Source organism: Nonomuraea gerenzanensis (assembly GCF_020215645.1).
In the GTDB taxonomy this organism is placed as follows: domain Bacteria; phylum Actinomycetota; class Actinomycetes; order Streptosporangiales; family Streptosporangiaceae; genus Nonomuraea; species Nonomuraea gerenzanensis.
Genome location: NZ_CP084058.1, coordinates 5,576,929 through 5,601,226, shown reverse-complemented (window position 1 = coordinate 5,601,226; position 24,298 = coordinate 5,576,929). Strand labels below are relative to the sequence as shown.

Below are 24,298 nucleotides of genomic sequence, written 5' to 3'. Positions count from 1 at the left end.
ATATCATCGGCTATCGATGAACGATTGGTGTTCTCCATGCGTATCCCAATCCCGCCGGCCCTGCTGGCGAGCCGTCCCGTGACCGACCCGCCCGCGTGGGCCGGGCTGCAGCGCGAGCTGTTCGCCGCGCAGGACAAGGCCTGGCGGATCTTCGCCGACCGCTACACCGAGGGCGACGGCCGGCTGGTCTTCCGCGACCGGCTCGGCCAGGGGCTCGACGGCCGCGACGGCGTGGACGACTTCTACGAGGCGTTCTTCAACTGGCCGACCCTCTACCTGCTCGGCGGCAGCGACGACGTGCTGGCCGCGGCCCGCAGGCACTGGCGGGGCGTCACCGCGCAGCTCGCCGGGATGGGCATGCTGGTGGACGGCTTCGAGCGCGGCTACGACTGGTTCCACCAGGGCGAGGGCCTGCTGCTGTTCTACGGCCTGTGCCTGGCCGAGCCCGAGGACGGCGAGCTGAGGGAGCTGGCCGCCCGCTTCGCCGACCTCTACCTGCCCGGCGGCCCCAACTACGACCCCGAGCACCGGGTGATCCGCGCCCCGCACAACGGCGCCGCGGGGCCGCGCTGGGGCTTCAGCGACCACGACGTCTACTTCCCGTGGAGCCTGGCGCTGCGCCCCTACGGCCTGCCGCTCGACTGGATCGCCGAGGCCGCCCCGTTCGACGACCTGGCCGCCGACCCGGCGCGCGCCCGCGCGTACGGCAAGGTGATGTGGGAGCGCATGGGGCGCGGCGACACGATCGTCAACCTGGCCGCGACCAGCCTCGTCGCCAACGCCCACCTCCTCGGCGGCGAGGACCGCCACGCCGCCTGGGTGCGCGAGTACGTGGACGCCTGGCGGGAGCGGCTGGACGGCCGCGAGATCGTCCCCGACAACGCCGGCACGCACGGCATCGTCGGCGAGCAACTGGACGGCCGCTGGTACGGCGGCCACTACGGCTGGTCCTGGCCGCACGGCCTGCCACCGGTCGGCAGCGCCGCGATCATCGGCGCGACCAACGCGGCGCTGCTCACCGGCGACCGCTCCTATCTGGAGCTGGCCCGCAACCCCCTGGACGCGGTGCTGCGCGAGGCGGCGCCCCGGCGGCCGGCCGAGGTGAGCACGATCACCAAGCGCTGGCGGCCCCACCTGCGCGGGCTGGCGGACGAGCCGACGCTGCTGGCCCCGATGCGCCGCGACGACTCGGGCTGGTTCGACCACAACGTCATGCCGACCCAGCTCCCGGTGGCCCTGTGGCACTTCAGCAGGGACACCGCCGACCGCGAGCGGATCGACCGGCTGCGGGAGGCGTCGAGCTGGGACTGGACGGCGGTGCACACCCAGCGCACCAAGGAGGAGTCGGGCCACGAGGAGCCCTGGTACGAGTACCTCGCCGGCCGCAACCCCGGCTACCCCGAGCGGATGCTGCGCAGCGCCGCCGACACCTGCGCCGAGCGGGTGGCCGCGATCGAGAACGACCCGGTGGACCCGGCCGTCGGCCCCGACGCGTTCGGCATCCACGACTGGCAGGACCGCAACCCGGTCGTCACGGAGGCGCTGCTGCAGCTCACCACCGGCTCGCCGCAGGTGCTCTACAACGGCGGCCTGGCCCAGATGCACGTGCGTTACTTCGACGCCGGGCGCCGCCGCTCCGGGCTGCCGCCGGACGTGGCGGCGCTGGTGTCCGCCATCGACCCGGGCCGCACGGTGATCGAGCTGGTCAACCTGGGCGGCGAGGCGTGCTCGCTGGTGGTGCAGGGCGGCGCGTTCGCCGAGCACCGCATCGACACGGCCGGCGCCGACGACGAGCCGCCCCGGCCCGTCGGGGGGCCGCACGTCGGCGTCCGGCTGCCGGCCAGGACGCAGGTGCGGCTGACGCTGGCCATGACGCTGCACGCCGCCCGCCCCACCGGCGCGACGCCGCCGTGGGAGGTGGCGGGATGAGCGTCGCGCTGCCCAGGCTGGGCCTCGGCACCGCGCCCATCGGCAACCTCTTCACGCAGGTGAGCGAGCGGGACGCCGCCGCCACGGTGGCCGCCGCCGCGGCCGAGGGCATGACGTACTTCGACACCGCCCCCCGCTACGGCCACGGGGTGGCCGAGGACCGGCTCGGCCGGGCCCTCGCGGACGGCGTGATGGACGGCGCGATGGACGGCGCGGCGGACGGCGCGACCCCCGGCACAGCGCCCGGCACAGCGCCCGGCACAGCGCCCCGCGCAGCGCCCCGCGCAGCGCCCGGCGTGGTGATCTCGACGAAGGCCGGCTGGTTGCTGCGGCCCGGGCAGCGGGTGATCACCGACTGGAGCGAGCGCGGCCTGCGCGAGTCGCTGGAGTCGAGCCTGCGCCGGCTGCGCCGCCCGGCGGTGGACGTGCTGTTCCTGCACGACCCGGACGACTTCCGCGAGGAGATCCGGCGCACCGGTTACCCGGCGGCGCGCAGGATCCGTGAGGAGGGGCTGGCGGGGGCGATCGGCTTCGGGATGAACCACTGCGAGCCGCTGGCGGCGTACGTGGCCGAGTTCGAGCCGGACGTGGTCCTCATCGCCGGCCGGTTCTCGCTGCTCGACCACGATGCGCTGACGACCCTGCTGCCGCTGTGCGCGAAGACCGGGACCACGGTCGTGGTGGGCGGGGTGTTCAACACCGGGCTGCTGGCCGACCCCCGGCCGGGCGCGATGTTCCACTACCGCGAGACACCGCCGGAGGTGCTGGCGCGGGCGCGGCGGTGCCGGGCGATCTGCGCGGAGTTCGGGGTGCCGCTCGCCGCGGCGGCGCTGCGGTTCCCGTACCTGCATCCGGCCGTGGGGTCGGTGGTGGTGGGGTGCCGGTCGGCGGAGGAGGTACGCGCCAACGCGGCGGCGGCCCGGGCCGAGATCCCGCCGGAGCTGTGGCACCGCCTCGCCGCGGAGGGCTTCGTCCCGTCCGAGCTGCTGGAGGGGTGATCGGCCCTGGGAGCTGCCGGGCCCGGCAGCTCCCAGGGGGTCAGCCCGCGTCCCGGGAGGCCAGGTACTCCTCCAGCCCGGCCCCGGTCAGCGGGTAGTAGTCGGACAGCCGCCCGCCCTCGTCCAGCCGCCGCCGGGCGAACTCCTCGCGGTCCTGGTGCAGCAGGGAGTCCTCGGCCAGCGCGACGGCGCTGCGCTGCGGCACGACGACCGCGCCGTCCTCGTCGGCGACGATGAGGTCGCCGGGCGTCACCAGCGCGCCGCCCACGCCCACCGGCACGTTGAACGCCGACGGGAACAGCTCGGTCTGCGACGCGTAGTGCGGCGTCACCCCCGTGCACCAGATCGGCACGCCCAGGGCGCGCACGCGGGCGGCGTCGCGCACCCGCCCGTCCACCACGATGCCCGCGCCGCCGCGCAGCTTGAAGTAGCGGACCAGCATGTCGCCGAGGCAGCCGGTGAAGTGGCTGGCCTGCGCCGACACGACGAGCACGTCACCGGGCCTGATGGTCTCCAGCACCGCCCACAGCGCGGTCCTGCGCTCGGCGTCCTCCTGCTCGCCGCCGGAGAAGACGTCCTCCCGCTGCGGGAGGAACTGCAGCGTGACCGCTCCCCCGGTGACGCGGACGTCCGGCTCGCGGTGCAGCGGCACGGGCCCGTCGATGAAGGTGCGGGTGATGCCCAGCTGGTGCAGCTTGGCGCAGGCGGTGGCCGCGCTCACGCCGCCGAGTGCCGCCACCATCCGCTCGGTCGGCCGGACGAAGGGCGAGGACTGCGCCGGCCCCAGCATCGTCTCGTAGGTCTCCTGCATGTTCGTGTTCACGCGTTGCTCTCACCCAACCGTCGACAATTATCGCCTATCGATGGTAGATGTAACTGCCGATCAGCGAGGGCTGTCAACCGTGGGAGGAGACGCCGGTGTCAGGCGGATCGGCAGAGTGGTTCCGGGCGGCGCGGTTCGGATTGTTCGTTCACTTCGGCTTGTACAGCCTCGCCGCGCGGCACGAGTGGGTGCGCAGCCGCGAGGCCATGTCGGACGCCGACTACGACCGCTACCTGGAGCGGTTCGACCCCGACCTGTTCGACGCCGCCGCCCTGGCCAGGGCGGCGCGCGAGGCCGGGATGCGGTACGCGGTGCTGACCGCCAAGCACCACGACGGCTTCTGCCTGTTCGACTCGGCGCTGACCGGCTACACCTCCGTCCAGGCGGCGGGCCGCGACCTGGTCGCCGAGTTCGCGGAGGCGATGCGGGCGGAGGGGCTGCGGGTGGGGCTCTACTACTCGCTGCTGGACTGGCGCCATCCCGACTTCACCATCGACCGGTACCACCCGCTGCGCGACAGCGTGCCGCCCGAGGAGGCGAAGGGGCGCGACATGGCACGCTACCGGCGGTATCTGCACGGGCAGGTGCGCGAGCTGCTCACCGCCTACGACCCCGACCTGCTGTTCTTCGACTTCACCTATCCGGCGAAGGGGCCCGCCGAGTGGGGTGCGGCGGAGCTGATGGCGATGGTCCGCGAGCTGCGCCCGGGCATCGTGGTCAACGACCGGCTCGGCATCCCGGGCGACTACGTCACGCCCGAGCAGTACCAGCCCGACGCGCCGCTGACCCGCGACGGCGCCGAGGTGATGTGGGAGGCGTGCCACACGCTGAACGGCTCGTGGGGCTACGACCGCGACAACCACGACTACAAGAGCCCGGACCTGCTGGTGCGCATGCTCGTGCAGTCGGTCGCCTGCGGCGGCAACCTGCTGCTCAACGTCGGCCCCACCGGGCGGGGCGCGCTGGACCCGCGGGCCGCCGGCACGCTGCGCGCGATCGGCGCGTGGACGTCCCTGCACGCGCGGGCGGTGCACGGCGCGGGGCCCAGCGCGTACGAGCCGCCCCCGAACGCGCTCTACACCCAGCGCGGCGACCGGCTCTACCTGCATCTGCTCGCCTGGCCGCTCAAGCACGTCCACCTGCCGGGCCTGGCCGGCCGCGTCCGGTACGCGCAACTGCTGCACGACGGCTCGGAGGTGCGCATACAGGAGCTGGACGGCGGCGAGCACGAGCACAACAACCTCGCTCCCCCGGGCCGGGAGCCTGGCACGCTCACCCTCACCCTGCCGGTGGTCCGGCCGGACGTGCTGCTGCCGGTCGTCGAGCTGGTGCTGCGCGACGAAGGGCTGTCCTGACGCCGCACGAACTGGCTCTTGAACAAGTGAGGCAGCCGAAATAACATCACCTATCGATAGACGATTAATGATGGAAGAAGGCACATGAACAGGCGATTGCTGGCGGCCGCGGCGACGGCCCTCGCGTTAACGGCGACGTCGGCGTGCGGCGGGGGCGGCGGGGAAACGGGCGGCGGAGCGGGCAAGACCACGCTGCGGATGATCGTCAACATCACGCCCAACCTCACCGAGCAGTTCTGGAACGGGCTGTTCGACCGCTACGAGGCCAAGCACCCGGACGTGACCGTGCAACTGGAGCTCACCGGCACCATCGAGGCCGAGGCCAAGCTGCGCCAGGACCTCGCCGCCGGCGACCCGCCCGACATCGCGCAGCACGTGGTGCCCACGCCGGAGACCGCCGAGCTCTTCGTGGACCTGTCGGGCGAGCCGTGGGCCGCGAAGACCCCGCTGTTCGACGACTACGCGATCGGCGGCAAGCACTACGTGGTCGGCGTCGGCGAGCAGATCCAGTCGCTGGTCTTCTACAACAAGAAGGCGTTCACCGACGCGGGCCTCGACGCCACGAAGATCCGGACCATCGCCCAGTTCGAGGAGGCGATGGGCAAGCTCAAGCAGGCCGGGCTGGTGCCGCTGCAGACGGCCGGCCAGTGGGTGACCGGGGCGCAGTTCAGCATGCTGGCCGACGCGGGCGTGCTCACCGCCGACCCCGACTGGACGGTCAAGCGCAAGAAGGGCGAGACGTCCTTCGCGGCCGGCGGCTACAAGCGCTACTACGAGCTCTACCGGTCCTGGCTCGACCAAGGCTTCCTCGACAAGAGCGCGCTCGGGCTGCAGTACCCCGACGGTCAGGCCGCCTTCCTCAAGGGCGACTCGGCGATGTACATCATGGGCTCCTACTTCGTGCCCGCGGCCGACGAGGCGGGCAAGAGCGACGACATCGGGGTCTTCCCCGTGCCGTCCGACGGCGCCTACCCGCCCGGCCAGTTCGGCAACATGGCGCAGCCGTACACGGTGGTCGCGCAGTCCAGGCACCGCGAGGCGGCGATCGACCTGGTCGAGTGGCTGGTGACCGACGAGGAGGCCATCAAGGTCCAGCTCGCCGCCGACGGCAACCTGCGCAAGGGGTTCGCCTACGACGTCTCCAGCCTCGGCGACGGCGTGCAGAAGGTCCTCGACGAGGCGCCGACCGTCCTGGTCAAGCAGGGCGACCGGCAGCCGGTCCAGGGCTACGCCGACGAGCTGAACAAGCAGATCCAGTCCCTGTTCACCGGCGCCTCGGCCGCCGACGTCGCCACGAAGCTGGACCAGTGGTGGGACTCGCAGGGCTGAGCGCGGACTCCGTGCGGGTGGCCGCGCGGAGTCCCGAGCCGGATCGCGGCACGCCGGGCCGCCGGCGCCGCCGCCTGCGCGAGGCGGCGCTGAGCGCGGGCATGCTCGCCCCCGCCGTCGTGGTGTACACGGTCATGACGGTCGTCCCAGTCGTCGTGGCGCTGTACCTGAGCCTCACCGACTGGAACGGCTTCTCCTCGGCGGACTTCGTCGGCCTGGCCAACTACGCCCGCCTGTTCGACGACCCGGACACCACCCGGGCCGCGGTGGTCACCGTGATCGTGGCCCTCTTCGGGTCGGTGGGCATGCTCGGGCTGGGCCTGGTCTACGCGCTGCAGCTCAAGGAGCGGAACTGGGCCAACTCCTTCTTCCGCACCCTCGCCTACTACCCGCACGTGATCAGCTCGCTCATCCTGGGCTTCCTGTGGAGCGCGATCCTCGGCACCAACGGCGCGATCAACAACACCCTCGCCGACCTCGGCCTCGGCCCCGTCGGCTTCCTGTTCGACGAGAACCTCGCGGTGATCACCCTGGTGGGCGTCATCGTGTGGGCGGGCTTCGGCTTCAACGTGGTGCTGTTCGTGGCCGGCCTGCAGACGGTGCCGCGCGAGCTGGTCGAGGCGGCGCAGATCGACGGCGCGTCGCGCCGGCAGATCAACCGCAGGATCGTCATCCCGATGATCGCGCCGGTGGTCACCGTCGCCATGGTGCTCAACCTGGTGGGGCTGATCAAGGTGTACGACATCGTCGTCAGCCTCACCGACGGCGGCCCGGCCGGGGCCACCGAGACCATCGCCTACGTCATCCTCACCAGGTCGTTCGCCGGCACGGACGTCGGCTTCGCCACCGCCCAGGCCGTGGGGCTCATGGTGGCCTCCGCGGCGCTGTCGGTCGTCGTCACCGCCCTGCGCAACCGGCAGGACCGGGCCGCGGCGAGCTAGGTACCTCTCAGGAGCCCCCATGACCCCCAACCTCCGCGCCGGCGCGCGGCGGCGGCCCTCGCCCGTCCGCGTCGCGCTGCTGACCCTGCTGTTCGCCGTCATGACCGTGCCGGTCTACCTCCTGCTGGTCAACAGCTTCAAGTCGCAGCAGGACATCCAGAACAGCCCGTTCTCGCTGCCGTTCGCCAGGATCTCGCTGGACCACCTGGCGGCGGCGGTGCAGAGCCCCCAGTACAACGTGCTGCAGAGCTACGGCTTCACGCTGCTGCTGGTGGTGGCCGTCGATGTGCTGTGCATCCTGTTCGCCGGGCCGGCCGCGTACGTGATCGCTCGTAGCCTCAAGCGGCGCACCCAGTTCCTGCTGCTGTTCTTCCTGGCCGGCACGTTCATCCCCGCCTCGGCCCTCATCGTGCCGCTGATCTACGTGCTGCGCGCGATCGGGCTGGGCAACACGGTGACCGGGCTGATCCTGCACGACGTCGCCATGACGCTGCCGGTGAGCATCTTCCTGTTCGTCGGCTTCATCCGTACCGTCCCCCGGGACATCGACCACGCGGCCGCGATCGACGGAGCCGGGCGGCTGCGCACGTACTGGCAGGTCATCTTCCCGCTGACGCGGCCGGCCGTGATCACGGTGCTGATCCTCAACTCGATCGGGATCTGGAACGACTTCATCAGCCCGCAGATCCTGCTCAGCCCCGGCTCCGGCACGTACACGGTCACCACCGCCATCTACGCAGGCATCAGCCAGTACTCCACCGACCTGACCAAGGTCTTCCCCAACCTCCTCCTCGCCGTGGCCCCGGTGATCATCTTCTTCGTCTACATGCAGCGGCACATCATCAGCGGCCTGACGGTCGGCGCGCTCAAGGGCTGAGCGGGCCCCACCCCATCTCGGAAAGGCGGAACAGTGTCCATCAGACGACGGTTGTGCGCCACGTTGGCGGCCTGCCTCCTGTTACCTCTGGCAACGCCCGCAGTGGCACACGCGGAGACCGCACCAGGGAAGATCCTCTACGTCGCACCCGGCGGTGACGACGCCGGCAGCGGGACGAAAGGCCGCCCCTTCCGTACCCTCGAAGGGGCCAGGGACGCGATCAGGAAGCTCAAGGCCCGCCACGGCCTGCCCCGCGGCGGGGTGACCGTCTACCTGCGCGAAGGCACCTACCAGCGCAGCGCGTCGTTCGCGCTCGACCAGCGCGACTCCGGCACGGCGAAGGCGCCGGTCGTCTACCGCTCCTACCCCGGCGAGACCGCCCGGCTCACCGGCGGCCGGCAGCTCGACCACGACAGCTTCACGCCGGTGACCGACGAGGCCGTGCTCGGGCGCATCGTGGACGAGCAGGCCCGCGGCAAGGTGCTGCGGGCCGACCTCAAGGCCCTCGGCATCACCGACTACGGGCAGCTCAGCCGGCACGGCTACTGGAAGGCCAACGACGTCAGCGCCGTCCCGCCGATGGAGCTGTACGTGGCGGGCCAGGGCATGACGCTGGCCCGCTGGCCCAACGACGGCACCGTCCAGATGAACCAGATCATCGACGCCGGGCCCACCGTGAAGGACGCCGACCTGCAGAACCGCGGCGGCACGTTCAGCTACGGCTACGACCGGCCGCGCCACTGGACGCAGGCGGAGGACGTCTGGCTGGACGGCATCTTCGGCTACAGCTGGGAGTGGTCGTACAACAAGATCGCCGCGATCGACCCCGAGGCGAAGACGATCACCCTGCGCTACGGCGAGATGTCCGGCCTGATGAAATCGTGGTACCCGGACTTCCATTTCGCCCAGAACCTCCTGGAGGAGCTGGACGCCCCCGGCGAGTACTACATCGACCGGGCCACGGGCGTGCTGTATCTGATGCCCAACGCGGCCTTCCGCGCCGAGCAGGGCGACATCACCGTCACCATGCTCAAGGAGCCAATGATCAAGACGGCCGGCGCCTCGCACGTCTCCTTCCAGGAGCTGGCGCTGGAGTACGGGCGCAGCCTGCCCGCGGTGATCCTCGGCGGCAGCCACGTCACGATCGAGCGCAGCGACATCCAGAACTTCGCCGACGGCGGCGTCTACATCAACTCGGCCGGCCGTTACGTCTACGACGGCATCCCGGACAGGAACAAGGGCCGCGACCACGCCGTGGTGTCCTCCACGATCCGGCACGTCGGCGGCGTGGGCGTGGTCCTCAACGGCGGCGACGACCAGACCCTGGAGCCGGGCCGCAACCGGGTGGAGAACTCCCACATCCACGACTTCGCCTACTACCACAAGGCGTACAACCCGGGCGTGATGTTCGACGGCGTGGGCAACACCGCCCGCGGCAACGAGATCCACGACGCGCCGCATCCCGGCATCATCGTCCACGGCAACGACCACCTCATCGAGTACAACGACATCTACGACATCTGCCAGGACTTCCAGGACCTCGGCGCGATCTACATGAACGCCGGCATGACCCCGCACGAGCGCGGCACCGTGATCCGGCGCAACTACTTCCACCACATCGGCGAGGGGCGCGGCGGCGTCGAGGGCGTCTACCCCGACAACCTCACGATGGGCCTGACGATCGACGAGAACGTCTTCTACCGGATGGGCAACGACGCCATCAAGAGCGGCTCCGGCGACCACATCAAGGCCAGGAACAACATCTTCGTCGACACCCACGTCCCCTACGACAACTACGAGATGTGGATGGGCGACCAGCCGGGCAACACGGTGGACAAGAACTACCTGCCCGCCTGGCGCAAGCTGTTCGAGGAGAACGGCGGCTTCGCCGGCACCCCGTACGCCGCGAAGTACCCCGAACTGCTCACCTTCTTCGACGAGAACCACTACTACCCGGCGAAGAACCACTTCGAGAACAACCTCGTCTGGAACCCCGAGCTGACCCGGGCCCCCAGCGTCAACCAGCACGGCGCGCGGGACGTCAAGAACCTGCTCAACTACGCCGGCAACTGGGTCGCCGACCGCGACCCCGGCTTCACCGACTGGCGGGCCGGCGACTTCTCCCTGAAGGCGGACGCCGAGGTCTTCCAGCGCATCCCCGGCTTCAAGGCCGTCCCGTTCGCCGAGATCGGCACCCACGGCAAGGTCGGGCTGCCGGGCGGGCCCGACCGGATCGAGCTGACCGCCCTGCACCTGCCCGGCGACGAGCTCACCGTCCCGCTCGGCAAGACGCTCTCCGTCCGGGCGGAGCCGGTGCCGTGGAACGCCACCGACCAGGCGGTCACGTACACGAGCAGCGACCCGGCGGTGGCCACGGTGAGCGCCGCCGGCGCGGTCACCGCGCTCATGCCCGGCACCACCACCGTCACCGTCGCCTCCAAGACCCACCCGGAGATCACCGACACGGCCACCGTCACCGTCAGCGAGGGCGACGGCGTCATGCACGCCACCGACTTCGAGTCCGGCGCCAACGGCTGGCCCGTCGACCCCAACCGCCCCATCGTCGCCGACGCCACCGGCAACCACTGGTACCGGATCCTCAAGGGCGCCAACGGCCTGCTCGACCGCGCCTTCACCGACTACGCGCTGTCGTACCGGCTGCGGACGCCCGCGCAGGTGCCCGAGGGGGCCGTCCTCATCATGTACGACCGCCAGGGCGGCACCGGCGGCGGCTACGTCCGCTACCGGCACGCGGCGGCCGGGCCGACCTGGACGCTCTACGACGCGCAGTGGCGGACCCTGAGCCAGGCCGTCCTGCCGGCCGAGCGCGGCCTGCGTCCCGACAGCGTCTACGACGTGCGGATGACGGTGCGGGGGGCGTCGGTGAGCGTCAGCGTCGGCGGTGAGAACGTGCTCTCGGGGGAGAACCCGGGGCACAATCCGTCGGGGAAGGTGGGTTTCTACACCGAGGGGTTCACGCACCTCGACTTCGACGACGTCACGTTCTCGTTGCCACGGGCAGCCTGAGCGCGCCTGTGCGGGGGCTCCTGCGACGAACGTGCTGTCATAGGAGCCCCGGCCTAGCCCGCCTCGATGGCGACCGCGCCGGATCGGCCGCCTGACCACCCCGGCCGCCAGCGACTTCAGAGCCTGCGCACGTTCCTCGGCAGGTCTTATGCGCCTGATCACCGGCCGTCCCGGCGTACAGCGCTCGGGCGCTGTCACAGACCGCGGTCGCGGTCAGGCGGGACCTGGAGTGGGGAGAAACGACCACGAGCTGCGGACCCCGGCGCGGAGAGATCGGCCGACATGTCCTCCGGCTCAGGCCCGTACATGAGGTGGCGAAGGCCACGAAGCGCATACATGAGCATCGTCGGTGCCGAACCCTCCGCCCGCTTCCGGGCGCGCAGCAGGGTGACCAGCGGCACCACCCCTGATCCGCGTCAATCGGTCGTGCCGGCGTGCACGGCGATGATTCGCCAGCCGTGCGTCTCGTCGTGAAGCCAAGTACGGGTGTAGCGCATCCTGGCCGCGAACGGCGCACCGGAGACGGTGCCTTCGACGGTGCCGAGAAACCACGTCACCCCGGTGCGCCCATCGGCGAGCACGGTCAACTCCTCCTCGGCCACCTTCGTCAACACCTGGGTCCGAGTGCGGTGCAGCTCAAGGTCGTCCGCCTTGGTCGCAACGTTCGCGCCGAAGGTGAAGATCAGCCGATCATCCAGCAGCCGATCCAGCGCCTCGACATCTCCAGCGAGCTGCGCGGCCTGGAGCCGGCGCTCGGCGTCCCGCAAGTCCTCCATCATGAGGTCCACCCTCCCAGCCGGCGCCGTATTCGCGCCAGGACGTTCACGCTCGGCTGATCTTCGCAGTCCGATCCAGGGACTCCGGCCATCGGGGAGTGAGCGTGAGTGTCGGGTTCAAAGGCTTCCCGACAGGCTGTTGCTGTGGGTGTGCGGCGACCGTGAATCAGACCGCCGCGAGTTCGCGCCTTCTGCGATTCGCGACGGTCGAGGATTGAAGACACCCCTTCCAGGCTGACCGGGTGGCAGATCGGCGGCACGCGGATCGTGATGGCCGAGGAAGCCACGCCAGGTTGTCACCCTGTGCTCTCTTCCAGATGATTTCGGCCTGGTCACAGGCGTGGATGAACAACGCGCTGATGGCGATCTTCCTCTTCACGGCCGGGCTCGGAGTACGCCGCGAGTTCGCTATCGGGAGCCGGCGGATGGGTCCCGTGCCCTGGTGCCCGTCGCTCACGCGCCGGCGCGCGGACTCAGGCCCGCGCGCCGGTGATGTCAGGCCTTGTCCCGCTTCGGAAGCTTCCACCCGGGACGGGGGAAGTGGCAGGTGTAGCCGTTGGGATACTTCTGCAGGTAGTCCTGGTGCTCGGGCTCGGCCTCCCAGAAGTCGCCCGCCGGGGTGACCTCGGTGACGACCTTGCCGGGCCACAGGCCCGAGGCGTCGACGTCGGCGATGGTGTCCTCGGCGATCCGCTTCTGCTCGTCGCTGGTGTAGAAGATCGCCGAACGGTAGCTGGTGCCGATGTCGTTGCCCTGGCGGTTCTTCGTCGAGGGGTCGTGCACCTGGAAGAAGAACTCGAGCAGCGCGCGGAAGTCGGTCTTGTCGGTGTCGTAGACGACCTCGATGGACTCCGCGTGGGTGCCGTGGTTGCGGTAGGTGGCGTTCGGGACGTCGCCGCCGCTGTAGCCGACGCGCGTGGACACGACGCCGGGCTGGTGGCGGAACAACTCCTCCATACCCCAGAAGCAGCCGCCGGCGAGGATCGCCTTCTCGGTGGTCACGTCGTCTCCTTACTTGTCGGTGTCACTCGTGAACAGGGTCCGGTATTCGCCATACCCCTCCTGCTCCAGGTCATCGAGGTGGATGAACCGCAATGACGCGGAGTTGATGCAGTAGCGCAGTCCGCCCCTGTCGGCAGGACCGTCGTCGAAGACGTGGCCGAGGTGGCTGTCCCCGTGCAGCGAGCGGACCTCCGCCCGGATCATCCCGTGGCTGAAGTCCTTGCGTTCGACGACGTTCGTCTGCTCGATCGGCTTGGTGAAGCTCGGCCAGCCGGAGTGGCTGTCGTACTTGTCGACCGACGCGAACAGCGGCTCGCCGGACACGACGTCGACGTAGATGCCGGGCTCGTGGTTGTCCCAGTAGGCGTTGGCGAATGGGCGCTCGGTGCCGTCCTGCTGGGTCACGCGATACTGCTCCGGGTCGAGCCGAGAAACGGCTTCCGGGTTCTTGTGGTACTGGGTCTGCCGGGGCACAACTTTCCCTTCCCGGCCTTTCGGCACGAAGCTGGGGAACCAGGTGAAACGCTCCTGGACGCGGTGATAGAGACACTCCACGGGCCGGTTATATTCCTGCGACTGTCCGGGCTACTCGGGCACCCGCAACACCAGCATGGCCACATCGTCGTCGTTGTCGATCGGACGCGTGCGCTCGAACAGTACCCCGCAGTAGGAGTCCAGAGGACGATGGGCCAACGAAGCGGCATATCGCCGCAACCCGGCCAGCCCATGGTCGAGAGTATGGTGATGCGACTCGACCAGTCCATCGGTGTAGAACACCAAGGTCGAGCCCGGGGGCAGCGTGGTGACGGCGTCGGCGCGGTCGGGCCGCAGGCCCGTCCCCAGGAGGACACCTTGTCCCTCCTCCAGGAACCGGGCCTGTCCGTCCCGTTCGACCAGGAGCGGCGGCAGATGACCGGCGTTGGTCCAGCGCAGGAGCCACCCGCCGGCATCGGTGCGTTCCAGCCGGGCGAAGACCACGGTGGCCATGACGGTCTGTGTCATGCGGGACACCGCCCGATCGAGCCGGTCCACGATCACGCTGGGCGGCTCCTCCTCGGCCCCGGCGTAGGCCCGCAGCATGTTGCACACCTGGGCCATCCCCGCCGCGGCGTCCAGGTCGTGGCCGACCACGTCGCCGATCACCAGCGCGATCGTGCCGCCCGGCAGGACGAAGGCGTCGTACCAGTCGCCCCCGACCTGGGACGCGTGCGGCGCGGGCCAGTAGCAGGCGGCCATCTGCACCCCGGGCACCGACGGCATCTGCGGCAGCAGGTGACGTTGCATCGTCTCGGCGACCCGGCGTTGCCGTTCGTACAGGCGGGCGTTGTCCAGGGCCAGCCCTGCGCGGCGGGCGATGTCCTCGACCAGCAGCAGGTCGGCAGCGGTGAACGCGCCAGGGCGCGCGGCCCGGCCGATGGTCAGCGCGCCGACCACCTCCCGCACGCCGCGGATCGGCGCGATGCTCGCCGAATGCATGCCGGTCGCCCGGAACAACTCCTGCTGGGCGACCGCGATGCCGGAATCCGGCCGTCCCTCGTAGGTGGCGGGGGTCACCAGCGTACTGGTGACTCCGCGCAGCGCCCGGGACAGGGGCATCGAGGAGTCCTCGGGCACCGGTGGCATCGGCCCCTCCAGATCCTCGCGGTGCACCAGGACGCCGTCCTCGTCGTGCACCGCCACCACCCGCTCGACGCCCCGCTGGTCGGTGAGCAGGTCGACCACGGCCCAGTCGCCCAGCAGCGGCACCACCAGCCGCACCAGCTGACGCAGGATGTCCTCGGCGTGGAGGCTCGAGGTGAGCGTCGTGGTGGTCTCCGCGAGCAGGGCGAGCCGATCCAGCTCCGACATCGAGGCGCCGGCCGCCGCCGGCTCCACCGTCTCCGCGGGCGTGGCGACCTCGTGGAACAGTACGAGCGCTCCGGCCCTGCCTCCCTGGATCCGGCAGGGCGTGATGACCCACGAGATGGGCAGGAGGGAGCCGTCCCCGCGCTCGAACCAGCCGTGGTCGTCGTGCAGCGTGCGGCCGGTGAGCAAGGCTTGCCTCATCAGGCAGCGGACCCGCGGCAGGGGCTCGCCGGCGCTTCCCCGGTGCAGCAGGTCGTGGGCGTCCCGGCCCACCATGTCGGCGGCGGCGCGGCCCAGCGAGCGCGCGGCCCGGTGGTTGACGCCGGCGATGCGTCCCTCGTCGTCCACCACATACGCGGCCGCGTCCAGGAGCTCCGGCAGCACTTCTGCTCCGCTGGACTCGTCCGGGGCCTTCGAGGCAGGCGCGTCGTCCGTGCTGCCTGCAAGGTTCATGGCGCTAAGTCTCCTTCACTGCATCTGCTCCACCATCCTTCCCAGACGCCCGTTCTGGCACCCCTTGCGCGATGCGCCGGCCGTCTGCGGCGATGATCAGCTCGCGGGCGGGCCGGAGGAGGTGGCGTCGCTGTCCGGAGCGGAGGACCGGGCCACGGCGTGGGCGCTGGAGCGGCTCCGGCCGGTGCCGTGGCCCTGGGGTGCGGGCGGGATCCGGGCCGCGATCCGGTCGCGGGCGTGCCGGCATTCGGCGAAGCTGTCCGGGCAGGCGAGCGCGTGTTCGATCAGTTCCTTGGCCGCTCGTGCCTGTGAGATCCGCCGCTCGAGCCCTCCGACGTGACGGCGCAGCAGGTCGCGGTGGTCCATGGGGCTGGGGGTGGACACCAGCGTGCGCAGCTCCCCCAGTGCCGCAGCACGTGCGCGGGCAGTCCGAAGCGTTGTGCCAGCGTGGTGATGGGTCCGGCGCAGGCGGTCGCCGGATCGTCCGTGCTCGGCGCGCGGGTGCTGATCCCGTGCACGACGCCCATGGGCACGACCCGCTCTCGTGGTTGTTCCGCACCGGGGGCACCGCCTCGGACGCGGTACGGCCGGCCAGCACCCGGGCCTGCTCGTGACCTACCTGCCGACCGGTGAACGGTGGGAGTCGCCGTGCTGAACCTGTGGCCGGGGCCACAGAACGCGCCCGGCCGCACCGCGACCTCCCGAAGGGCCGAGGACGTCAGCCGTTCGGCCGCTTGACCGGCAGGCGCGCGAGCGGCACGTGATGCTGCCCCGCGTGCATGTCGCGGTCCCGGATCGAGCCCTGGCTGACGGGACGGGGAAAGGAGATCTTCACCACGTTCAGCGAGGGGATCCGGAACACCTGGACCGTGCTCTCCTCCACCCGGTAGAGCTCGGCGATCACCCGCTCGTTCAGGAACGACTCGTCCGCGGCGATCCGGTAGCCGTCGGCGTCGCGCAGGAAGAGCTCCAGGGTGACCCAGAACGGGCCCGCGTTCTTGGACCGGACCTCGTGGGCGAGGTCGGCCAGGGTGATCTCAGACATCCGCGTTCTCTCCCATCTCGATGCGGAACAGGCTCATGGGGTCGGCGCAGTCGACGACGTGGTTCAGCGTGAACTCGTACGCCGCGCCGCGCTCGACCTCGGCAGGCGAGAACGGGAAGGCCAGGCTCGGCAGGTAGTCCATCGACGGCGTGGGCAGGTGCAGCATCAGCGGGTTGGCCACCTTGGCGATCGCCGTGGCCGTCGGCTGGTCGGGCGCGTTGACCAGCAGCATCGCGCCCACCTCCCGGGGCGGCCCGGCCTCGGGCTCCAGGTCGTCCAGCACCGCGTTGTGGCCGTAGAGGCGCAGGTCGAAGGCGTACTCGTCGTCGGCCAGCCCCAGGGTCTGGCCCACCCGCTGCCTGATCATCGTGCGCATGAGGTCCGCCCAGGTGTCGATCTCGGCGAGGATGAGGGGGTCCCGGATCGCGGTGAACGACATGGTCTCGTAGCCGGTGATCCGGGCGCCTTCCAGCTTGATCGTGTACTGGTCGGCGACGTGGAAGCGCGACCCCTCGACGCGGACGGTCCGGCCGTCGACCGCGGTGTACCGGGCGTCCCGGACGTCCAGGGTGCCGCCGGGTTCCCGCATCTCGAACGGGTTGGCGTTCTCGTAGAGCAGGTGGGCGGCCACCGAGATCGGCGTGCACGACACCGCGGGGTCGAGCGGCTCGATGGTGAAGCCGCCCGCGTCGATGGTGGCGAGGACCCCGCCCGCACGCGGGTTGTCGGTGCACTGTCCTCCGCACTCGACGATCTTGGCGGCGTGCCACGTCGGCCCGGCTGGCATGCCGTGCATGAGCGGGTAGGCGGCGGCCACCGCCGTGTCGGTGGCCCGGCCGGCGAGCACGACCTGGGCGCCGGCCCGCAGTGCCGCGACGATCGGTTCGTGGCCCATCGCGCCGACGATGTGGGCGCAGCTCTCGAGGGTCTCGGCCCGCAACGGTCCCAGCGGTGGCAGCGGGTGGATGCGGCCCGCGTCAAGGTGCTCCTTCAGCGCGGCCGCGTTCTGCTCGCTGTAGATCCGCGCGACCTTCAGGTCCAGGCCCTCCTGCGCCATCACCTCGGCCGCGATCCCGGCGACCCAGTCGACGCCGCTGTCGGTACCGCTCGTACCGCAGGAGCCCACGACCACGGGGATGCCCGCGCCGGACGCGGCCCTCAGCAGGCTGCGCAGGTCGCGTGCCACCGCCTTGGCCGTCGTCTTGGCGGTCGCGGAGCCGAGGTAGTAGGGGCCGGAGTCGGTCGAGCCGGCGTCGATGCTGATGACGTCGGCGCCGAGCGCGATGCCGCGCTCGATCGTGGCGTGGTCCCAGCCGGCGCCGAGCATGCCGCTCGGCACCAGGACCCGGACCGCCTTGATGGGTTCGCTGCCCATGTCCCACTTTCTCTCTGTGTCAGTCTCTGTGTCAGTCTCTCTGTGTCAGCTCACCGGGAAGCGGGGCCGGCCTTCGAGCGCCGCCACGAGTTCCTCGGCCCCTTCGCGCCCCGCGGCGGCTCGTGCTTCGGCGGTCTGCCCGGCCAGGTGGGAGTAGACGACGATGCCGTCCACGCCGCGCAAGGGGCTGTCCGGCGGGAGCGGCTCCTCCCGTACGACGTCGAGGGCGGCGCCCGCGATCTCGCCCGCGCGCACGGCCGCGACGAGCGCGGCCTCGTCGACGACGGCGCCGCGCGCGGTGTTGACCAGCAGCGTGGCCGGCTTCATCAGCTTGAACGCCTGCTCGACGAATTTGACCGAGGAGTCGCCGCGCAGCCGCGCCGGCACGCTCGTCGTGCAGAGCACGCTCATCCCGAAGGCGCGGGCCAGCGGCACCACCGCGCGCGCCGACGCCCCGTACCCGATGAGCCCGAGGACGGATCCGCGCAGCTCGTGCCCGTCCGCACCCGGCCAGGCGCCCTGGGCCACCCCATGTGCGGTCTGTACGAGACGGCGGGCGCCCGCGAGCAGCAGGCCCATGGTGTACTCGGCGACGGCGTTGGCGTTGATGCCGGGCAGGTTGCTCACGCTGATCCCCAGGCGGGTCGCGGCGGCGACGTCGATCGAGTCGAAGCCCACGCCTGTCCGCACGATGACGCGCAGCCTCGGCGCGCGGGCCAGGACGCCGGCCGTCAGCGGTTCGTTGGCCACCAGCGCGGCGTCGATCCCGGCGAGCGCCGCGACGAGCTGCTCGGGGTCGCGCCGGCCGAGCATGGGCAGGTGCGCGGTCTCCAGCCCGGAACGCCTCAGGAAGCCGTCCACCTCGTCGCCGGGGCGCAGATAGTCCGTGGTGATCAGCACGCGCGCCGCCGTCACAGCGCACGTCCGGGTTCGGCGCGCCGCTGCAGGGCGCTGACCCGCGCGACCGCCAGCACGGCGACGACCGCGATGACCGAGGCGTGCACGAGCATCAGGGACCAGCTCGTCAGGTCGACCATGCCGCCGACCACCGCAGGCCCGAGGAAGCCGCCGCCCACCCAGCCGACGGTGTAGAGACCGGTGTAGGTCCCGGCCACACCGTCGGACGGGGCCAGGTTCCACAGCACGACGACGGCGTTGACCAGGAACGCGGACGCGCCCGCCGACGCGACGCACAGGCCGATCACGACCCCGGCGGGCGTGTGCACCACGGTGGCGAGCACCAGTCCGGCGGCGAACACCGCCATCCCGGCCATCATCACGCGCAGCCGGCCGAAACGCTCGGCGAGCATCGCCACCGGGTAGGCCGCCACGATGAAGGCCACCCCGCTGGGCAGGGTCAGCCCGCCCGCGTCGCCACGGGACAGGCCCAGCGACTCCATGCCGTACGGCGTGACGAGCGCCCGTGAGGCGGCCCACGCACCGCCGAAGAGGAGGATGGACACGATGAGCCACGATCTGCTGCGGTCCGGGTCGCGCACGATGTCGAGCACGACGTGCCGTACCCGCACCCGCGCGGTGTCCTGCCGCTCGCGATCCTCCTCGACCACCGCCTGGTAGGCCGGGGAGCGGCTGTCGCGCAGCTTCACCGCGAGCACGACCACGGAGGCCAGCATCAGGGTCGCGGGGATCGCGAACGACGCCCTCGGGAAGTCGTCGATCAGGAAGATGCTGATCAGCGCCGCGACCATCACCGTGAGGCTGGACGCGATCTTGACCGCCGCGTTGGCGCGGCTGCGGCGCTGGGGCGGGATGAAGTCCGGGAGCAGGGACTCGGCGATGGGCTTGAAGGAGTTCGCGACCAGCGCGTAGGCGAACATGACCAGGACCAGCAGCGGCAGCGTGGCCGCCGCGTGCGGGATGGCGAGGAACAGCAGCGCCGCCAGCGGCATCCCGACCACCAGGTACGGCAGCCGTCTCCCCCACCGGGTACGGGTGTTGTCCGACCGATTGCCCATCCACGGCTGGATGAAGATGCCGAGCAGGTTGTCCATGCCCATGAGCAGGCCGACGAGCGCGGCGCTGGTGAGGTGCTCGCGGAGCAGCGGCGGCACCTGGGAGTCGTAGAGGTTCCACGTCGACTCCTGGGCGAAGACCGCCAGGGAGATGAAGAAGGTGATCCGTCCCGTACGCGTGCGCCGCACGCTGGTGGTCGCCATCGGGCGCCCTTCCCTTCACCCCCGGATCGATGTGACGCGCACCACGCTAGATTTGCTATAGCAACACCGTCAAGCGTTGCAAATCAGCTTTGCCATGGCAGATAGACTGCGCGCATGGCGGATGAGACGTCGAGGGGACCCACGACCAGCACGCTTGCCGACGGCGCGTACCGCGCCCTCCGCGACGCGATCACGACGGGCGAGCTGGGGGCCGGCCAGAAGGTCACCGAACGGGGGCTCGCCGAGCGGTTGTCGGTCAGCCCGACGCCGGTGCGCGAGGCCATCCGGCGGCTGGAGCAGGACGGCCTGCTGGAGCGGACGGGGCCGAGGACGGTGCAGGTGGCCGCCTTCAGCGACGTCGCGATCCAGGACCTGGCCGAGGTCGAGGTGGCCCTGCGCGGCATGGTGGCCCGCTTCGCCGCCCGGCGCGCCACCCCCGAGCAGCTGGACCGGCTCGACGCCGTCCTCGACGAGGCCGACGACCTGCTGATCCTCATCAAGCAGCGCCATCGGGCCGGGCAGGAGCCGTCGCGCTACCTCGGGCGGCTGCTCGACGCCATGCAGCGCTTCAACGAGATCGTCGAGTCCTGCGCCGGCAATCCGGTCCTGGTGCGGCTGCTCGACCAGACCCGGGTGTTCTCGTGGCCGGCGCGCCGGGCCAGGCTGCTCGAACGGATCGGCCACGACCCCGAGTTCGGGCTGCACCGGTACACGAGCCATCGCGCGCTCGTCCGGGCGTTGCGGGTGGGTGACTCGGCGGCGGCCGAGGCGCTGGTGATCGAGGACGCCCGCGGCGGGCTCGGGGACCTGCTCGCCGCACCGACGACCCAGACGACCGCGCCCGCCACCCGGCCCTGAGCGGCGGCGCTCGTCATGGTCCGCCCTGATACGGCACAAGGGCGGGTGTCATGACGCCGTGGTGTCCAGCGGCGGCGAACCGCGCCGCCCGGCGACCTCGGCCGCGATCGCCGTACCGAGACCCGCGGTCGTCCCGGAGCCGCCGAGATCGGGGGTGAGCACCTCGGGCTGCCCGTCCAGCACCCTCTCGATCGCGGCCACGATCCGCGCCGCCGCAGCGGTCTCTCCCAGGTGGTCGAGCATCATGGCACCGCTCCAGATCTGACCGACCGGATTGGCGATCCCGCGTCCGGCGATGTCGGAAGCCGAGCCGTGCACCGGCTCGAACAGGCTCGGCCAGGTGCGGTCGGGGTTGATGTTGGCGCTCGGGGCGATCCCGATCGTCCCCGCGCACGCCGGCCCGAGGTCGGAGAGGATGTCCCCGAACAGGTTGCTGGCGACGACCACGTCGTACTGCTCGGGGCGCAGGACGAACTTGGCCGCCAGGATGTCGATGTGGTCCTTGTCCGCGGCCACGCCGGGGTACCGCTCCGCCATCGCGGCGGCGCGCTCGTCCCAGTACGGCATCGTGATGGAGATGCCGTTGCTCTTGGTCGCCCACGTCAGCCGCCTGCGCGGCCGGGAGCCTGCCAGGTCGAAGGCGTAACGCAGCACCCGGTCCACCCCGGTCCGGGTCATCACGGTCTCCTGCACGACCGTCTCCCGGTCGGTGCCCTCGAAGATCCGGCCCCCGATGCTCGAGTACTCGCCCTCGGTGTTCTCGCGGACGACCAGGAAGTCGATGTCGCCGGGCCCGCGGTCACGCAGCGGGCTGCGCACCCCGCGCAGCAGCCGGACCGGCCGCAGGTTGACGTACTGGTCGAACTCCCGGCGGAACTTCAGCAGGCTGCCCCACAACGACACGTGGTCGGGCACGACCTCGGGCCAGCCGACCGCACCGAAGAAGATCGCGTCGAAGCCGCCGAGCACCTCCTTCCAGTCCGGCGGCAACATCTCGCCGTGCCGCACCCAGTAGTCGGCACAGGCGAACTCGAACTCGACGCTCTCCAGCTCGAACCCGTGGGCCCGCGCGGCGGCCCGCAGGCACCGCAGCCCTTCCGGGACGACCTCACGTCCGATGCCGTCGCCATCGTCCTGCGCGAGAACGACGGGGACTCGGCGCTGTGGCGCTTCGGCGACGCGGCGAATCCGCGCCACGTACGCGTGCGGGGCCGCCTGTCCAGCAACGACGGGGACATCGTGACCGGCTGGGCGCTTACGCACTCCTTGCCCGATGACGTCCACGTGCGGACACTCGAGCGATCCACCAGCGCGTCACCGCCCTCGATGTGCCGCGTACACGCCGCCAGCAGTGCGCAATGGTGCTCAAGCATGGCAAGCTGTGGTGCAGCTCCCCGATCGCGTGGATCCGGGACTCCACCAGTGTCTCCCACCTGATGCTGCCTGGGCCGCAGACGAGGCGGGAGAAGGCTGGCGAACCCATGCCGGAGCACAACACCGTGATGCGCGAGGGCGGGGGACCGTCGGGTCTGGAGAGCATGCTGACCGGGCTGCTGGAGGCCACCCATCTGGCCACCTTCGAGCAGGTTCCGGCCTTGGTGGCCGAGCACGCCGCGCTGGCCGGGCTCGACGGCGTACTGATCTACCTGGCCGATCTGCAGCAGACGGTCCTGCGCCGGCTGACCGGCCACGGCCTGGACGCCGGTCAGGACGGCAGCGACGCCGACAAGGAGCTGCGCATCGACGGCACGCTGGCAGGACGGGCGTTCCAGGAATGCCGCATCCTGGGCAAGAAGAACGGCCAGGACAACGGGGACGACGCGGAGCCCGCCGAGCACTGGTGGGTGCCCGTGCTGGACGGCACCGAACGCATCGGCGTGCTGCGGGTCGGCGCCCCGGGCGACGAGCGGGACCTCGGCGACGCCGTGCGCCACCTGGCTTCGATGGTGGCGCTGATGGTGGTCAGCACGCGCGCCTACAGCGACTCCTATCCCCGCCTGGTGCGCACCCGGCCGATGAACGTGGCCGCGGAGATGCAGTGGAACCTGATGCCGCCGCTCACCTGCGCCACACCGGAGCTGGTGATCGGCGCGGTGCTGGAACCGGCCTACGAGATCGGCGGTGACGCCTTCGACTACTCCATCGCCGACGGCGTCGCGCACCTGGCCGTCTTCGACGCCATGGGCCACGACGTCTCGGCGGGGCTGACGGCCAACCTGGCGATGGCCGCCTGCCGCAACCACCGCCGGCAGGGCGCCGACCTGGTCACCAACAGCATGATGATCGAACGGGTGCTGATCGAGGAATTCGGCCGGGCCACCCGCTTCGTCACCGCCATCCTGGCCGACCTCGACCTGACCACCGGCGTGCTCAGCTGGGTCAACCGCGGCCACCACCCGCCCGTGGTGATCCGCGGCGGACGCTGGAGCACCACCCTGGAATGCCCGCCCGCCCATCCGCTGGGGCTGGATCTGGGTCTGGAGCCGATCCTGTGCCGCGAGCAGCTGGAGCCTGGTGATCGGGTCCTGCTCTACACCGACGGCATCACCGAAGCGCGCAACACCCGTGGCCGCGAGTTCGGGTTGCACCGCTTCGTCGACTTCGTCATCCGCCACAACGCCGACGGCCTGCCGGTGCCGGAGACGCTGCGCCGGCTCGTCCGCAGCGTGCTGGCCTACCATGACGACCAGCTCCAGGACGACGCCACCGTCCTGCTGGCCGAGTGGCGACCGGACGAGAAGCACCAGCTGGGGCCTGTGTGACGGTGCCGGACACGTCGGCGTCTCGGGGGCCGAGTCCGTGCATGAAGGCGGGCGGGGCGCGGGTCAGGCGTCCTCGCGGTCCGGGTTCTCCAGCCGGAAGAAGTTGCTGGGGCTGCCGTCGCTCCTGCGTTCCTGATAGATAAAGTTCAGACCGCGCTCGTCGAACGTGCCGAACCACTCGTCCCAGCTGACCTGCCGCAGCTTGTCGCCGCCGTAGCCGGGGAAGTCCAGCCGCAGCACGCCCAGGTGATCGCCGTGCTCGGTGCCCTCGACCGTCGCCGGCACCGCCTCGCGCTCCTCGGCCCAGCGCTTGATCACCTCGTGGTTCGTCGTGACCAGGCTCCGGCCGGCCCGCTCGGGCTCCTCCTCCGGCGAGCGGATCTCCTGGGAGTACTTCAGGCTCTTGGAGCTGTCCGGGCCGCGCCGCACTCCCCCTCCGCCGTCGCCGCCCGACCCGTCCCGCCGCCTCTGCCCGTCGCGGCTCGCCGCCTGCGCCACCGCCTCGATCAGCTCTTCCTTGCGCATCTGGGACGCCCCCGAGACGCCGAGGTCCTGGGCGCGGTCGCGCAGCTCGTCCACCTTGAGCTTGGCGAGCTTGCTCTCGTCGACGTCGGGCGTGTTGGGGGTCTGGTTGCCCGGGACGTCCCCGTTACGGGCTCGATCTTTGCGTTCAGCCATGGTCCTGCACCTCCACGGCCCCCACTACCCTCGCTTCACGGCAGAAGC

Annotated in this window: 21 protein-coding genes; 9 read left to right on the top strand and 12 right to left on the bottom strand. The window is 71.0% G+C overall.

Annotated features, from left to right (window positions below):
* The first annotated feature begins 36 nt into the window (after positions 1 to 36).
* Together LCN96_RS26185 and LCN96_RS26180 are read left to right on the top strand one after the other, a co-directional pair.
* Positions 37 to 1,929 carry a hypothetical protein gene (locus LCN96_RS26185; protein ID WP_225275534.1) on the top strand — a complete coding sequence of 631 codons (1,893 nt, stop codon included), beginning with the start codon at positions 37 to 39 and terminating at the stop codon, positions 1,927 to 1,929.
* Positions 1,926 to 2,927 (top strand): aldo/keto reductase, encoded by a 1,002-nt coding sequence (locus LCN96_RS26180; protein WP_225275533.1) that lies wholly within the window; start codon positions 1,926 to 1,928, stop codon positions 2,925 to 2,927. The genes LCN96_RS26185 and LCN96_RS26180 overlap by 4 nt, the downstream gene beginning before the upstream one ends.
* Positions 2,928 to 2,967: 40 nt before the next feature.
* On the opposite strand, the gene LCN96_RS26175 is transcribed toward LCN96_RS26180, so the two are convergent.
* Positions 2,968 to 3,750 (bottom strand): RraA family protein, encoded by a 783-nt coding sequence (locus tag LCN96_RS26175; RefSeq protein ID WP_225275532.1) that lies wholly within the window; start codon positions 3,748 to 3,750, stop codon positions 2,968 to 2,970.
* Positions 3,751 to 3,845: 95 nt separating this feature from the next.
* Between LCN96_RS26175 and LCN96_RS26170 the strand changes: the two genes are divergently transcribed.
* From LCN96_RS26170 to LCN96_RS26150, 5 genes are all read left to right on the top strand, one after another.
* Positions 3,846 to 5,105, top strand: coding sequence for an alpha-L-fucosidase (locus LCN96_RS26170; protein WP_225275531.1), 1,260 nt, complete (start codon positions 3,846 to 3,848; stop codon positions 5,103 to 5,105).
* 84 nt (positions 5,106 to 5,189) lie between these two features.
* A complete protein-coding gene (locus tag LCN96_RS26165) occupies positions 5,190 to 6,434 on the top strand; it encodes an ABC transporter substrate-binding protein (RefSeq protein ID WP_225275530.1) in 1,245 nt (414 codons plus the stop codon).
* Positions 6,413 to 7,375, top strand: coding sequence for a carbohydrate ABC transporter permease (locus LCN96_RS26160; RefSeq protein WP_225275529.1), 963 nt, complete (start codon positions 6,413 to 6,415; stop codon positions 7,373 to 7,375). The genes LCN96_RS26165 and LCN96_RS26160 overlap by 22 nt, the downstream gene beginning before the upstream one ends.
* A 19-nt stretch (positions 7,376 to 7,394) precedes the next feature.
* Complete coding sequence (locus tag LCN96_RS26155; protein WP_225275528.1) at positions 7,395 to 8,252, top strand: carbohydrate ABC transporter permease; 858 nt, start codon at positions 7,395 to 7,397, stop codon at positions 8,250 to 8,252.
* A 102-nt stretch (positions 8,253 to 8,354) separates the two neighbouring features.
* Entirely contained in the window at positions 8,355 to 11,279 is a 2,925-nt protein-coding gene (locus LCN96_RS26150; protein ID WP_225275527.1) for an Ig-like domain-containing protein, read from the top strand.
* Positions 11,280 to 11,695: 416 nt separating this feature from the next.
* On the opposite strand, the gene LCN96_RS26145 is transcribed toward LCN96_RS26150, so the two are convergent.
* The 9 genes from LCN96_RS26145 to LCN96_RS26105 all read right to left on the bottom strand — a co-directional run bounded on the left by LCN96_RS26145 (position 11,696) and on the right by LCN96_RS26105 (position 19,952).
* Entirely contained in the window at positions 11,696 to 12,058 is a 363-nt protein-coding gene (locus tag LCN96_RS26145) for a nuclear transport factor 2 family protein (protein WP_225275526.1), read from the bottom strand.
* A 492-nt stretch (positions 12,059 to 12,550) separates the two neighbouring features.
* Complete coding sequence (gene msrA / locus LCN96_RS26140) at positions 12,551 to 13,057, bottom strand: peptide-methionine (S)-S-oxide reductase MsrA (protein ID WP_225275525.1); 507 nt, start codon at positions 13,055 to 13,057, stop codon at positions 12,551 to 12,553.
* Positions 13,058 to 13,066: 9 nt separating this feature from the next.
* Positions 13,067 to 13,612 (bottom strand): peptide-methionine (R)-S-oxide reductase MsrB, encoded by a 546-nt coding sequence (gene msrB, locus LCN96_RS26135; protein ID WP_225275524.1) that lies wholly within the window; start codon positions 13,610 to 13,612, stop codon positions 13,067 to 13,069.
* A gap of 30 nt (positions 13,613 to 13,642) precedes the next feature.
* A complete protein-coding gene (locus LCN96_RS26130) occupies positions 13,643 to 15,355 on the bottom strand; it encodes a SpoIIE family protein phosphatase (RefSeq protein ID WP_225275523.1) in 1,713 nt (570 codons plus the stop codon).
* 96 nt (positions 15,356 to 15,451) lie between these two features.
* Positions 15,452 to 15,739: a hypothetical protein gene (locus LCN96_RS26125; RefSeq protein ID WP_225275522.1), complete on the bottom strand. Its 288-nt coding sequence runs from the start codon at positions 15,737 to 15,739 to the stop codon at positions 15,452 to 15,454.
* 334 nt (positions 15,740 to 16,073) lie between these two features.
* Entirely contained in the window at positions 16,074 to 16,400 is a 327-nt protein-coding gene (locus tag LCN96_RS26120) for a DUF4387 domain-containing protein (RefSeq protein WP_225275521.1), read from the bottom strand.
* Positions 16,393 to 17,775, bottom strand: coding sequence for an acyclic terpene utilization AtuA family protein (locus LCN96_RS26115; RefSeq protein WP_225275520.1), 1,383 nt, complete (start codon positions 17,773 to 17,775; stop codon positions 16,393 to 16,395). Before LCN96_RS26115 ends, LCN96_RS26120 begins: the two co-directional genes overlap by 8 nt.
* A gap of 45 nt (positions 17,776 to 17,820) precedes the next feature.
* Positions 17,821 to 18,675, bottom strand: coding sequence for an NAD(P)-dependent oxidoreductase (locus LCN96_RS26110; protein ID WP_225275519.1), 855 nt, complete (start codon positions 18,673 to 18,675; stop codon positions 17,821 to 17,823).
* Between the two features lie 11 nt (positions 18,676 to 18,686).
* Positions 18,687 to 19,952: an MFS transporter gene (locus LCN96_RS26105; protein ID WP_225275518.1), complete on the bottom strand. Its 1,266-nt coding sequence runs from the start codon at positions 19,950 to 19,952 to the stop codon at positions 18,687 to 18,689.
* A gap of 114 nt (positions 19,953 to 20,066) precedes the next feature.
* Between LCN96_RS26105 and LCN96_RS26100 the strand changes: the two genes are divergently transcribed.
* Complete coding sequence (locus LCN96_RS26100) at positions 20,067 to 20,810, top strand: GntR family transcriptional regulator (protein ID WP_225275517.1); 744 nt, start codon at positions 20,067 to 20,069, stop codon at positions 20,808 to 20,810.
* Positions 20,811 to 20,858: 48 nt separating this feature from the next.
* Here LCN96_RS26100 and LCN96_RS26095 read toward each other — a convergent pair whose 3' ends face one another.
* Positions 20,859 to 21,998, bottom strand: coding sequence for a tartrate dehydrogenase (locus LCN96_RS26095; protein ID WP_225276060.1), 1,140 nt, complete (start codon positions 21,996 to 21,998; stop codon positions 20,859 to 20,861).
* Between the two features lie 170 nt (positions 21,999 to 22,168).
* On the opposite strand from LCN96_RS26095, the gene LCN96_RS26090 reads away from it, so the two are divergent.
* Entirely contained in the window at positions 22,169 to 23,572 is a 1,404-nt protein-coding gene (locus LCN96_RS26090; RefSeq protein WP_449867111.1) for a PP2C family protein-serine/threonine phosphatase, read from the top strand.
* A gap of 63 nt (positions 23,573 to 23,635) precedes the next feature.
* On the opposite strand, the gene LCN96_RS26085 is transcribed toward LCN96_RS26090, so the two are convergent.
* Positions 23,636 to 24,250 carry a Rho termination factor N-terminal domain-containing protein gene (locus LCN96_RS26085; RefSeq protein ID WP_225275516.1) on the bottom strand — a complete coding sequence of 205 codons (615 nt, stop codon included), beginning with the start codon at positions 24,248 to 24,250 and terminating at the stop codon, positions 23,636 to 23,638.
* Positions 24,251 to 24,298: the final 48 nt, after the last annotated feature.